The organism is Actinoplanes cyaneus (assembly GCF_016862095.1).
Taxonomy (GTDB): Bacteria; Actinomycetota; Actinomycetes; order Mycobacteriales; family Micromonosporaceae; genus Actinoplanes; species Actinoplanes cyaneus.
Genome location: NZ_BOMH01000014.1, coordinates 108,635 through 121,663 on the forward strand (window position 1 = coordinate 108,635; position 13,029 = coordinate 121,663).

The 13,029-nt window shown below is 72.7% G+C and carries 9 protein-coding genes; 6 read left to right on the plus strand and 3 right to left on the minus strand.

The features are described 5' to 3' along the window. Positions 1-71 precede the first annotated feature (71 nt). From Acy02nite_RS09000 to Acy02nite_RS09010, 3 genes are all read right to left on the minus strand, one after another. Complete coding sequence (locus Acy02nite_RS09000; protein ID WP_203739382.1) at positions 72-2,138, minus strand: DEAD/DEAH box helicase; 2,067 nt, start codon at positions 2,136-2,138, stop codon at positions 72-74. A gap of 216 nt (positions 2,139-2,354) precedes the next feature. Next, complete coding sequence (locus Acy02nite_RS09005) at positions 2,355-2,579, minus strand: DUF3107 domain-containing protein (protein WP_203739383.1); 225 nt, start codon at positions 2,577-2,579, stop codon at positions 2,355-2,357. A gap of 39 nt (positions 2,580-2,618) precedes the next feature. Further along, on the minus strand, positions 2,619-3,278 hold the full coding sequence (locus Acy02nite_RS09010; RefSeq protein WP_203739384.1) for a TetR/AcrR family transcriptional regulator: 660 nt from the start codon (positions 3,276-3,278) through the stop codon (positions 2,619-2,621). 641 nt (positions 3,279-3,919) lie between these two features. Here Acy02nite_RS09010 and Acy02nite_RS09015 point away from each other — a divergent pair. The 6 genes from Acy02nite_RS09015 to Acy02nite_RS09040 all read left to right on the plus strand — a co-directional run bounded on the left by Acy02nite_RS09015 (position 3,920) and on the right by Acy02nite_RS09040 (position 12,953). Then, positions 3,920-5,320 carry a Daple gene (locus tag Acy02nite_RS09015; protein WP_239174496.1) on the plus strand — a complete coding sequence of 467 codons (1,401 nt, stop codon included), beginning with the start codon at positions 3,920-3,922 and terminating at the stop codon, positions 5,318-5,320. After that, entirely contained in the window at positions 5,317-6,276 is a 960-nt protein-coding gene (locus Acy02nite_RS09020) for an alpha/beta fold hydrolase (protein ID WP_203739386.1), read from the plus strand. Before Acy02nite_RS09015 ends, Acy02nite_RS09020 begins: the two co-directional genes overlap by 4 nt. A 99-nt stretch (positions 6,277-6,375) precedes the next feature. Beyond that, positions 6,376-7,302 (plus strand): DUF3152 domain-containing protein, encoded by a 927-nt coding sequence (locus tag Acy02nite_RS09025; protein ID WP_203739387.1) that lies wholly within the window; start codon positions 6,376-6,378, stop codon positions 7,300-7,302. A gap of 216 nt (positions 7,303-7,518) precedes the next feature. After that, complete coding sequence (locus Acy02nite_RS47170) at positions 7,519-10,728, plus strand: DUF3152 domain-containing protein (RefSeq protein WP_275407293.1); 3,210 nt, start codon at positions 7,519-7,521, stop codon at positions 10,726-10,728. Positions 10,729-10,848: 120 nt separating this feature from the next. After that, positions 10,849-12,030 carry an adenylyltransferase/sulfurtransferase MoeZ gene (moeZ, locus tag Acy02nite_RS09035; protein WP_203739388.1) on the plus strand — a complete coding sequence of 394 codons (1,182 nt, stop codon included), beginning with the start codon at positions 10,849-10,851 and terminating at the stop codon, positions 12,028-12,030. Between the two features lie 116 nt (positions 12,031-12,146). Then, entirely contained in the window at positions 12,147-12,953 is an 807-nt protein-coding gene (locus Acy02nite_RS09040; RefSeq protein ID WP_203739389.1) for a prenyltransferase/squalene oxidase repeat-containing protein, read from the plus strand. Positions 12,954-13,029 lie beyond the last annotated feature (76 nt).

The window sequence follows — 13,029 nt, forward strand, 5'->3', positions numbered from 1 at the left end:
CTGGCGCGATCGAACCTACGCCGTGAAAAGCGCCTGAGATCGCGGTCACGACCTCAGGCGCTCGTGGTGGATCAGGCTTCCGCGGTGCCCACGCCCGCCTCGGACCCACTGCTCATGCTGCCGGCGGTGTCGTCCCCGGCGGGGGTGCTCCGGCGACGGCGACGACGCGGGCGCGACTCCTCGGACGAGGACTCCGCGGCCGCCTCGGCAGGCGCGTCGGACGATGCCGGTGCGGAGTCCGGGACCGCAACGGGAACGGCGGCCGGGGCCTCGGCGGATGCCGAGTCCGAGGTCTCGCCCGGACCGGAGTCCGAGAAGGTGAGCGAGGTCGCGGGCGCGCGGCGACGACGGGTCCGCGCACGCGGCGCCTCGTCGGTTGCCACGCTCGATGAGGCGGCGGCCGCGCCCGATGAGGCGGAGGCCACGCTCGATGAGGCGGCGACCACAGGCGACGACTCGGCGGCCACGGGTGACGAGGTGGCGGCCACGGCGGCCGGCTCAGCGGTCACGGGCGACGACCCGGTGGCTGTCGCCGCGGGAGTCTCCGACGGCTCGACTGCCGCGTCCGTACCCCCGAGCCCGGAAGCCGGACCCTCGACGACCTTGCGCCGGCGCCGCTGCCTCTTGGGCCGCTCGGCCCCTTCCTCGGACGAGGACGAAGGCGAGGACGACGGCGAGGAGGGCGACGTGCCCGGGCCGGAGGACGAGCCGTCGGGCGAAGCCGAACCCGAGAACGATCCGCCACGTGAACGCCCACCGCGTCCGCCGTCACGGCCACCATCGCGGCCACCGTCACGACCGCCGCTGCGGGACCGGCGTCCCCGGCCGCCACCACCGAGGTCTTCCTCGATCTCGGCGGAGAGGCCGGCGCGGTTCCGGTCGGCGGTCGGCAGCGTGCCCGAGACGTCCGTCGGAATGTCCAGGTCGTGGTAGAGCGCCGGACTCGTGTGGTAAGTCTCCGGCGGCTCCGGCATGTTGAGCCCGAGCGACTTGTCGATCAGGACCCAGCGAGGCATGTCCTCCCAGTCCACGAACGTCACGGCGACGCCCGTGGCGCCCGCGCGACCGGTCCGGCCGATGCGGTGCGTGTAGGTCTCCGGATCCTCCGGGCAGTCGTAGTTGATCACGTGGGTGACGCCGGAGACGTCCAGGCCGCGGGCCGCGACGTCGGTGGCGACCAGCACGTCGATCTTGCCGCTGCGGAACGCCCGGAGTGCCCGCTCGCGCGCGCCCTGGCCCAGGTCACCGTGCACCGCGGCGACCGCGAACCCGCGGAAGTCCAGCTCCTCGGAGACCTTGTCGGCGGCCCGCTTGGTCCGCGTGAAGATCATCGTGAGGCTGCGGTCCCTGGCCTGCAGGATCCGGGACACCATCTCGATCTTGTTGAGCGGGTGCGTGCGGTAGACGACCTGCTTGGTCAGCGGGTTCGGACCGCTCTCGGTGGTGTGACCGGCGTGGATCGTCATCGGGTTGCGCAGGAACCGGCGGGACAGCGCCACGATCGGGTCCGGCATGGTCGCCGAGAACAGCATGGTCTGCCGCTGCTCGGGGAGCATCGCGAGGATCTTCTCGACGTCGTCGAGGAAGCCCAGGTCGAGCATCCGGTCGGCCTCGTCGAGCACCAGCGCGTGGACGGCGTTGAGCTTGAGCTGCTTCTGCTTGGCCAGGTCGAGCAGGCGGCCGGGCGTGCCGACGAGGATCTCGACGCCCTTCTTCAGGGTGTCGACCTGCGGCTCGTACGCCACGCCGCCGTAGATCGGGAGGACCCGGACGCCGCGCGTGCTGCCGGCGGCGGCGAGGTCGCGGGCCACCTGGAGGCCCAGCTCACGGGTGGGGACGACGATCAGGGCCTGGGGCCGGCCGTCGGCGCCCTCGGACGGGGCGAGGACCCGCTCCAGCAGCGGCAGACCGAAGCCGAGGGTCTTGCCGGTGCCGGTCGGTGCCTGGCCGATCAGGTCGGAGCCACGGAGCGCGATGGGCAGCGCGTACTCCTGGATGGCGAAGGCGTGGGTGATACCCGCCTTGGCCAGTGCCTCGACAGTCTCGGGACGGACGCCCAGATCCGCGAAGGTGGGGCTGTCCGGCCGGACCGGGGCACGGTTCGTCACGGGGATGAGAGCTTGCTCAATGTCGGTCATGAAGTTTTACGGGTGCCCTCTCGTGGTGCGCCCGTCGAGTGTCTGGGGCGCGGTCTGTGTTTGGCGCGGGCCGCACGCTCGAAAGCGGGCCACACGCGGGGCCGTCGACACGAATCGACGGCGACACCAGCCACTCTACCCGACCCAATAGCAGACGCACTCAAGAGCAGTTACGGGAGGGAACCCCCGGGACGAGGGCGCCCTCCCGTTACCGCATCAGCGGGTGGTGAACCCGAAAGGCCGGTGCGAGGCCTCGGCGATCTCCACGTAGGCCACCTTGGCGACCGGGATGATCACCTTGCGACCCTTCTCATCCGTGAGCGTCAGGACGCCGTCCTTGGCCAGGGCCTCGGACACCGCCTCCTCGACCTCCGCCGGAGTCTGGGCGCTTTCCAGCACGAGCTCACGCGGCGACTGCTGCACGCCGATCTTGACCTCCACGGAGTCCTCCTCTGTCAACCCGTATACCGCTTCGAAAGGCTATCCGATTTCCGGTGCCGTTCCGGCCGTTGAACCGCCCTGCAGGGGGAAGCTGGCGATCCCGCGCCAGATCAGAGCGGCGACGAGGCTCTCGGCTTCAGCTTTGGGCGTACGGCGGCCGTTCGCCAGCCAGTACTGAGCGGCCGCTCCGGAGGCGCCGGCGAGGCCGGAGGCCAGCAGCTGCGCCTGGTCCGGCCGGAGCCCGGTGTCCGAGATGATCGTCTCGGTCAGCGCCTCGATGCAGCCCTGCTCGACCCGCTCGACCCGCTGCCGCACCTGCGGGTCGTTGCGCAGGTCGGACTCGAAGACCAGGCGGAACGCCTCGCTCTCGTGGTCCATGAAGTCGAAATACGCCCGGACGGCGCCCTTCACCCGCTCCTTGTTGTCCGGGGTCGCCTCCAACGCGCCCCGGACCTTGGCGATGATGGCGTCGCAGTGGGTGTCCAGCAGAGCCAGGTAGAGCTCGAGCTTGCCGGGGAAGTGCTGGTAGAGCACAGGCTTGGAGACGCCCGCGCGCTCAGCGATGTCATCCATCGCGGCGGCGTGGTAGCCGTGCGCGACGAAGATCTGCTGGGCGGCGGCCAGCAGTTGCTTGCGGCGTGCCGATCTCGGCAGCCGGGTGGGGCGAGTGGTCTGAGCCCCGCCGGACGCGGCGGTCATATCTGGTGAACCTCCAGGGGGTCGGTCCCCGCGGTTTGTCGACGCGGATTGCCCGGATCGGCGCTTGTCGCGGTCGTGCGGGCAATTGTCGCGACGCTGCAACTTATCGCCACTGCAACCACACGGTAGCCTCAGCGGGGGCGAGCGAGGAGCACGCGGTGGATGAAACAGGGCATTCCGGAGACGCCGGAGCCGCGAGCGGCGGCAACGGTGCCGACGGGCGTGACCGCAGTCGGGTGAACGGCTGGACGAATGGTGAAAACCCGTGGTCGAACACGGGCTCCGCGCTGGAGCAGGAAGCGGACCTGCCGCCCTGGCGGCGCGGGAACGCCGGCCGGCAACCCTTCCCGGAACGCCCCTTCGGGCCCGCTCCGAGCTCTGCCGTGCCCGCGCAGGCGCCACCCCCGCCGGGGTTCGTGGACCCACCGCAGCCCACCGAGATTCCCCCTTCCGGGAACACCGAGACGTCGCCGTGGTCCGGCGACCGCAGCCGTCTGGCTGACATTCTCGGTCACCGGCCGCGTCCGGTCGATCCGGCACCGTCCGCTCCGTCCAGCGCGCCCCCTTTTCCGTACGAGGGTGACCTCGACGATTCGTACCGTGGCGGTCCGCCGGCGCCGATCCAGCGCGCCGCCGTGCCGATGGCCCGCCCCACGGGCCCGACCCAGGGAGATCCACTGAGCCGGACCGACGCTCCGTCCGAACCGACCCGATCCCGGCACGCGCTGGTCAACGACACGCTCGCGCAGGGCCTGCCCCGGGTGGAGCCTGCCGCACCGGCGGGGGACCAGCGATCGGTGGACAACGAGCCCGGCCTGGGCCTCCCGACGTACGATGCGTCCAGTTTCGCCCGCCGCGGTTACGAGCCGGCCCCTTCCTACCCGTCCGAGAGCCTCAGTTCCGCGCTGGACGAGCCGAGCGAGGCGCTGCCCCAGCGCGTGCCGGCCCAGCCGGACGTGCCCCGAGTCCCGGAGCCGCCCGCAGTGGAGCCATCGGCCGAGGCGCCCGCCCTGGCACGCATCGCGACGCACCTGCGCCGCGGCGACGTCGTGCCCGCGCAGGAACGTCAGGAGGGCTTCGACGTGCAGGCCATCCTGGCCGCCGTGCGAGAGGTCGCCGGCGTGCGGGACGCGTCGCTGCGCGCCACCCCGACCGGCGCGCACAGCCTGCGGCTCGACCTGGCCGACGGCGCCGACGCGGCCGAGGTGAGCCGTCACGTCGCCCGCCTGCTGCAGGAGCGCATGGGTCTGGACGCGGCCATGCCCGGTGCGTTCGGCGGTGTCGGCTCGGCGCCCGCCCCGGTGGTGCCGGCCCAAGCCACCCGGCCCGGCCGTGCCTCGGTCAGGCCGATCTCCCCGGCCGCGTCGCAGGCCTCCGCGCCGCCGGCCCCGGCCCCGGTCTCGGCCGCCCCGGTCTCCGCCGCCCCGATCACTGCGCCGCCGGTCCAGCCGCCCCCGGTCTCGCCGCCGCCGATGATGGCGCCGCCGATGCAGGCGCCTCCGGTCTCGCCGGCCCCGCGGACGGCGCCTGCGCCCGCGCCCGCTCCGAAGCCCGAGCCGGTCGCCGCCCCCGCCGCCCTGGCCCCGCGCGACCTGAACAAACCCCGCCCGCTCGACCCGGGCGACCGGCCCGGCCCACGCGTCCTGATCGAGAACGTGCACGTCAACACGTTCGGGGCGGACGCGACCGTCGAGGTGCGGCTGCGTGCCGGCGACCGGACGGCGTCCGGCATCGCCACCGGCCCGGCCGTCGACGGGTACCTGTTGCGCCTGTGCGCGACCGCCACCGCCGGCGCGGTCGACGAGCTGCTGTCGGCGTCGACGCACGCGGACGGCCCGGCCCGCTGCTTCGTCGAGCACGCCGCCGCCGTCTCGTTCGGCTCCAGCCAGGTCGCCGTCGTGGTGCTGCTGCTGTCCTGCGCGGGCGGCTGGGTCGAGCAGCTCTCCGGCTCGGCCGTGGTCACCGGCGACGACCGGCACGCCATGGTGCGCGCCACATTGGCTGCCGTGAACCGTCGCGTCGAGGCACTCTTGGCCTCGTGAAGGGTGCGGTTCTTGCCGGTGACAGCGAGCTGCTGCCGGGCGATGAGGTGCCGCCGCCCTGGCCCGCGCGACGGGTCACGGTGGACGGCGCGATGCTGCATGTCCGGGACACTCCGGCCACCCGGCCCGGAGCCGAGCCGGCGGTCTACGTGCACGGTCTCGGCGGCTCCTCGCAGAACTTCACGGATCTGGCCGGCCTGCTCGCCGACCGGTTCGACGGCCAGGCGGTCGATCTGCCCGGCTTCGGCTACAGCGACCCCAGCCCGCGTTACTCGATCCCGTCGTTCGCCGCGACGCTGATCGACTATCTCGACGCGTCCGGTCGTGGCCCGGTCCACCTGGTCGGCAACTCGCTCGGCGGGTCCATCTCGGTGCGGGTCGCCGCGCTGCGCCCCGACCTGGTCCGCACGCTCACGCTGATCTCCCCGGCGATGCCGTTCCTCGACCCGCGCCGCACCGCGCAGGGCCCGATGCTGCCGCTGCTGGCCCTTCCCGGCGCGGAACGCCTGATGGCCTGGGGCCTGACCCGGATCACCGCCGAGCAGATGGCCGAGCAGGTGCTCGCCGCCTGCTTCGGCGACACCAGCAAGGTGCATCCGCAGCGCCGCGTCGAGGCGATGGAGGAGATCCAGCTGCGCTACACGGTCGCGCACTATCCGCGGGCCTATCTGGGCACGCTGCGCGGCCTGGTGGGCAGTTTCCTCCGGGCCTACCTGCCGGGCGTCAACTCGCAGTGGCGGATGGCCGCCCGGGTGCAGGCGCCGACGCTGGTGATCGGCGGCCTCAACGACAAACTGGTCGATCCGCGCGTGCCGGCCCAGGTGGCCAAGACGATTCCGGACGGGCGGCTGCTGATCCTGCCCGGGGTCGGGCACGTCGCGCAGATGGAAGTGCCACGGCTGGTCGCCCGCGCGATCGTCGGGCTGCTCAAGGACGTGGGCTCGCCCGTGGCGTGACCGCCGCTCCGCCGTGGCCGGGTTGGTCAGGGCGTCGTTCGTCACGCCTGATCCGGTCGGGCACCTGTGGATCGCGCTCGTGTGCGAGGCTCGTGCGCGATGATCGCTCCTGTCACCTCGGTCCACGAACCGGAAGAACGGCCGCAGGCGAACGACCGATGGCGCCAGTGGTGGCTGGCCCTGTTCTCGATCACCCTGGTGCTGCTCGCGGTGATCACGGTGGCCTACCGCAGGTCCGCTCCGGCGGCCTCCCCGGTTGCCGCGCCGTCCACCGCTGCCCCGTCGTCGGACACCGTCTCGCCGTCTTCGCCCGCTCCGTCCGCCCCGCCGTCGGCCGCCGCGCCGATCGAGGAGCCGGCGTCCTCCGCCTCGGCTCCGCCATCGGCCACCACACCGCTGATCGACCCCGAGGCCCTGCAGATCTCCGGCGCGGTCCCGGCTCACGGTTCCGGCGATTTCGCGTACGCGACCAAGCGCGGCCCGATCCTCGGAACCAGGGGACAGCTGCGCCGCTTCCGGGTCGCCGTGGAGAAGGGCAGCGGCGAGGACCCGGACGCGTTCGCCGCCCAGGTGGTGAGCACCCTCGGCGACCGGCGCAGCTGGATCGGCAACGGAACCCTGCGCCTGCTCATGGTCGACGGGAACGAGCGGGCCGACTTCACGGTCTTCCTCGCCACCCGGGACACAGCCGGATCGAAGTGCCAGGCGGGCGGGACGAACATCCGGATCGGCGGGGTGCCGTACACCTCCTGCCGGATCCCCGGCGCGGCCATCATCAACCTGGACCGTTACCGCAAGTCGTCCAAGCCCTACCTCAACGCGAAGATCTCGTTGGCCGTCTACCGCAACTACGTGATCAACCACGAGGTCGGTCACGAGCTCGGCCATCACCACGAGGGATGCCCGAAAGCCGGCGGCCCCGCCCCGGTGATGGTCCAGCAGACCCTGACGACGCGCGGTTGCGTGCCCTATGCCTGGCCGCGCCGCGACGACAAGCCGTTCACGGGGCCGGCGCTGGCGCGCTGACCTGCGCAGTCGGCCGAACGTCACGGCCCACCCACCCTGGGGGAGCCACCGCTGATCAGTATGGCGGGAAATCGGTGACGCTCGCTGACGGCCTGTGGACAACGTGCTGGTGTGGATGACCGTGCGACCCGCGATCCGGCGTGGTGCGGGGTTCTTCCGGTGGGGAATTCGATTCTCCTGTGACGGACGGCGAGTCGTGGCAGGCTGGCCCTTGTTATGGCAAACGCGACAAATGCCTCCCCTGATCCGGCGACCGGCGCGAGCCGGTCCGCTGCCGGACGGCGTGCCCGCACCGAGCCGGCCCGGGCGAAGACGTCCGGGAAAGGCGTCGTCACGGCGCAGGCCGACGCCGCCGAGAAGCCCACCCGTACGCGGAACGCCGCGGCCGGCCAGCCCAAGCCCTCGGCCTCGCGCACGGTGGCGTCCAAGTCGGCCGCCGCCGCTGCCAAGTCCGCGGCCCCAGCCCGCCGACCGGCCGCCGCCAAGTCCGCCGCCAAGTCCGCCGCCAAGTCCGCTGCCAAGTCCGCGGCCGATGGCAGCGCCGCCGTGCGCAAGTCCGCGGCTGAGGGCAACGCCATCGTGCGCAAGTCCGCGGCTGAGGGCAGCCCTGCCGTCCGCAAGTCCGCAGCCGAGGACAGCCCTGCCGTGCGTAAGCCGTCCGTCAGCGCCGGCGGAGAGGTCTCCACAGCGCGCAAAAGCACCGCCGGCAAGACGGGAAAGGCGCTTCCCGCCCGGGAAGCGGCTGGTGGAGCCGGCAAATCGTCGTCCGGCCGGCCCGGCGGAACGGCGGAGAACCGGTCAGCCCGGCGCCGGGCCGCGGCGCAGGACACGCCGGCCGGCGGTCGGACCGCAGCGGATGCCAAGGCGACGGCGGCGCGTGCCCGTAAGAGCCTGCGCACCGGCGAGGCGGGCGGCCGTGCGGTGGCCGCCGAGTCCGGGACGGGCCCGCGCGCCCGCAAGACGATCGCCCCCGGGGAGGGTGCGCCGGCGCGGAACCGGGCCGTGGCGGCGGAGACGAGCACAGCGTCGCGACCTCGCAAGACGCTCTCCTCGGAGGTGCAGCCGGGTCAGGCCGGTACGCCGCGCAAGACGATCGGCCGTGGCGTCGACGCGCCCCGGCCGGCCATGCACGCGGCCGAGGATCGGGAAGTTTCCGGCGGCCGGCATCGGCGCAGCGTCGAGCGCTGGGATGCGAGCACCGGCCGCCACCGGATGTCGGCGGAGAACCCGTCGGCCCGGCACCGGGCCGAACAGCACCCGTCCCACGGCACGGGCGGGTCGCGACTCGGTCCGGCAGACGACCGGGAGCAGCCGCCACCCGGTGCCCCGCAGCAGAATCCGAACGACGGCCCGGCGGGTCCACCGCGGCCGGGGCCGCCCTCCGCCGCGCCGGCCCGGCATGCCCAGCCACGGCCGGCGCGTCCGCCGGTGGATCCGGAGACCGGGCTCCCGCCGGGCATGACCCGCGGGATCCTGGAGTTGGCGGCGGAACGACTGGCCGCCTCGCGGGCCGCGCAGCCCGCTGACGGCGAGGAGCCGGAAGCCGAGGAGCCGGAGCCGGCCGAGCCCGAGGCCGAGGAGACGCCTCGCCCCGCTGGCCGGCGGGGCGGTCGTTCGGCCGGCGGCTCCGGGTTTCGCGGCGCGGCTACCCCCGCGGGGGGCACCCGCCCGGGCTCTGGTTCCCGGCCGCCGCTGGCGTCCCGGCCGCCGGCCGGTCCACCCGAGGCCGTCCGCCCGCCGACCACCCCGACCGATCCGGCGCTGCGTTCTTCACCGACCGGCGCTGCCGGCGTGCCTGTCGACGTCCGGCCGGAGGACGGGCCGCAGCTCGTCCGGCCGATCCGGGCCGATCGGCAGGCGCCGCCCGGGCCCGGCCGGGCCGTCGAGGAACCGCAATGGGACGAGCCGTCCCCGGCCGGGATCGCAGGCCAGCAGGACCGGCCGAGCCGTCGCCGCCCGATCGTCCGACCAGCTCCGGCAGCGATCGCCCCGGCCGGCGTCACGCAGGGAGCAGCCGGTCTCACGCACGGAACAGCAGGACTCACGCAGGGAACAGCCGCTGCCTACCCGTCACCGCCGGTGGAGACTCCGGTCGCAACCCCCGTGGTGCCGGCTCGATCGGTGATCGCGGACGCGGGACCGGCATATGCGGCGCCGGAGCCCGCGGCGGGCGCGCTCACGACGTACACCGGAATCGATCTGCCGCAGATGCCGGCGAGCGCGCCGGACATCGTCGAGTTCACCCAGGTCACCACGGATCACGAGACCGAGGACGAGACCTGGTTCTGGTCCACGGCGGAGCATCCGGCCGGGCTTCCGGAGAGTGTCCGCCTCCCGGCCGGCATCCCGGAGGGCCTCTGGCATCCGGCCGAGCAGGAGCCGGTCCACGACGACCAGCCGACGCACGAGCAGCCGGTCCACGACGACCAGTCGACGCACGAGCAGCCGGTCCACTCCGAGGCTGTGACGACGGAGGAGGCGGAGGCGCCGGTCGAGACCCGGGAGAGCCCGGTTCCGCACCAGCCGCTGCCGATCGCCGCCGCCGGCGAGGCCCCGGTCGTCGAGATAGACCGGACCAGCCCGCCTCCGGACGTCGACGGACCCGCGGCGATCCCGGCGAGGCTGACCCCGTCCGGCCGCCGGCTGCGGCGCCGTCGCCGCCGGGTGACCTTCATGGCGTACCTGATGGTCGTCGGTCTGGTTCTGATGGTCGGTCACGAGTTGCGGGACCGGCGGCAACCGGCGGTGGTCGACCGCGCGGCCGAGCCGATCGGCGCCGCCGCGCCGCAGGTCACGCAGGTGACGGAAGAGCCGGATCAGGTGGGCTCGGTGCAGGGGGAGAGCCAGGCCGCCGAGACGTCCGGCAAGGCGGGCAATTTCCGGTACGCCGACACGCGCGGCGCGACGTTCGGAAAGTCCGGGCAACTGCGCCGGTTCCGGGTGGCCGTCGAGGAGACCGTGCCCGAGGTCGAGCCGGAGGTGTTCGCCAGGGCGATCGACAGCACCCTGAGTGACAAGCGGAGCTGGATCCGGAGTGGGAAGGTGCGGCTGCGCCGGGTGCCGGAGTCGGCCCGGGCGGAGTTCACGATCTATCTCGCCTCGGCGGGCACGTCGGAGAAGATGTGCGCCGCTGGTGGCCTGCACACCGAGGGTTTCACCTCGTGCCGCGTCCCCGGCCAGGTGATCATCAACGCCGAGCGCTGGGCGAACGCGGTCCCGGACTACGACGGCGAGCTGTGGGAGTACCGGCAGTACGCGATCAACCACGAGGTGGGTCACGAGCTCGGGCACGGGCACGAGAGCTGCCCCGGCAGGGGGAAACCGGCGCCTGTGATGCTCCAGCAGACGTACGGCCTGGACGGTTGCACCCGCAACGCCTGGCCCTACCTCGACGGGAAGCGGTACGAGGGTGAACCGCGCCCCTGAGCCTCCGCGGTTTATTCCTGGATCCCGCATGTCGGGCCCGTGGCCGACGTCATGCGCATCTCCGTGGCGAACGAGCGACAATGGGCGACGATCCTTACCACCGAACCCGGGGAGTGAACTGTGGCTCTGCCCCCGCTGGTCGAGCCGGCCGCCGAGCTGAGCGTCGACGAGATCCGCCGCTATTCGCGACACCTGATCATCCCCGATGTCGGGATGGACGGGCAGAAGCGGCTGAAGAACGCCAAGGTCCTCGCCGTGGGCGCGGGCGGCCTCGGCTCACCGGCGTTGCTCTACCTGGCCGCGGCCGGGGTGGGCACGCTCGGCATCATCGACTTCGACACCGTCGACGAGTCCAACCTGCAGCGCCAGATCATCCACGGCGTCTCCGACGTCGGCACGCCCAAGGCGGAGTCGGCGGCACGCAGCATCGCGGAGATCAACCCGCTGGTGAACGTGATCATTCACAACACCGCGCTGGACCGCGACAACGTCAAAGAGATCTTCAGCCAGTACGACCTGATCGTCGACGGCACCGACAACTTCGCGACGCGGTACATGGTGAACGACGCCGCGGTGCTGCTCGGCAAGCCGTATGTGTGGGGTTCGATCTACCGCTTCGACGGCCAGGCCTCGGTCTTCTGGGAGGAGCACGGTCCCTGCTACCGGTGCCTCTACCCGGAGCCGCCGCCGCCCGGCATGGTCCCGAGCTGCGCCGAGGGCGGCGTGCTCGGCGTGCTCTGCGCGTCGATCGGCTCGATCCAGGTCAACGAGGCGATCAAGCTGATCACCGGCATCGGGGAGCCGCTGGTCGGCCGCCTGATGGTCTACGACGCCCTGGAGATGGAGTACCGCAAGATCAAGGTCCGTAAGGACCCGAATTGCGCGCTCTGCGGGGAGAACCCGACAGTCACCGACCTGCTGGAGGACTACGAGGACTTCTGCGGCGCGGTCTCCGAGGAGGCGCAGGAGGCGATCACCGGTTCGACGATCACCGCCCGCGAGCTCAAGGACTGGCAGGACAGCGGCAAGGACATCTTCCTGGTCGACGTCCGCGAGCCGGCCGAGTGGGAGATCAACCGGATCCCCGGCGCGACGCTGATCCCCAAGGGCGAGATCCTCTCCGGCGAGGCGCTGGCGAAGTTCCCGCAGGACCGGCAGATCGTGCTGCACTGCAAGTCGGGCGTGCGCTCGGCGGAGGCGCTGGCCGCGCTCAAGGCGGCCGGCTTCAAGGACGCCGTCCACGTCCAGGGCGGCATCGTCTCCTGGGTCAACACGGTCGACCCGTCCCTGCCGTCGTACTGAGGTCCGCGGGCCGGCGCTCCTTCACGGATGCGCCGGCCCGGAAACACTCTTCGGTGTGACAAGTGCTGTCCGGATCACGGCGGCGAATCACAGAATCGGCGGGTAGCGTCTCTATCGTGGTCGATACCGATGCCGCGATCGGATACGTCGTGGCCCATGGTGACCCGGTCGAGCGTGCGCGCTTGTCGTATCTGCGGACCGGTCAGCCGGCGTCTCCGGAGATCATCGACCGGATCGCCGGCGGTCAGATGTCGGAGGGCGGCTGGCCCGCCTCGGCCGACGGGCAGGTGCCCTCGGTCGACGCCACCTGCTTCCGCCTGGGCGAGCTCGACGATCTCGGTGGCCTGCAGGCCGGCCCGGTCGCCGAGCGCGCGCTGCACTGGCTGGCCACCGCTCAGCGCCCCGACGGCACCTGGCAGGAGCACGAGTCGCTGGCCGGCGAGGCCCCGGCGTGGGCGATGCCCGGTGACCCGGAGGCCACGCTCTACCTGACCTCGGCGGCCGGTTTCTGGCTGACCGCGGCCGCCGTCGAGATCGACTCCTACCAGACCCGCGGCCGCTATCAGAACGTGCTGACCTCGGCGGCCGGGTTCGTCGCCGCCCAGATCCGGCCGGACGGGACGTGGCCGTCGTTCCTGGCGGCCGGCTGGCACGCCGCCGGCCTGTTGCACCAGCAGCAGTATTTCTACGAGTCGTCCCGGGTGCAGCTGGTCCTGGGCGAGCGGCTGCCCGACATGGCGCCGGCCGACGTCGCGCAGATGGCGGCCGCGCTGCGCCGGGTCAACCTGGGCGACGACTGGCTGCTGCGCAACGCGCGCAAGAGGCTGGCCGAGACGCAGCGCCCGGACGGCGGGTGGGACAGCAACGAGGGGCCGGTCTTCGACGTCAACATCACGCTGACCGCGTTGCGGGCCTGCCGCTGACCTCCCGGCGGGCCCGGTGGGAGCGAGCCGGCCGGCGAAACGCCCGGCGCGACCTCGCGGCGGGGCCGGTGGGAAC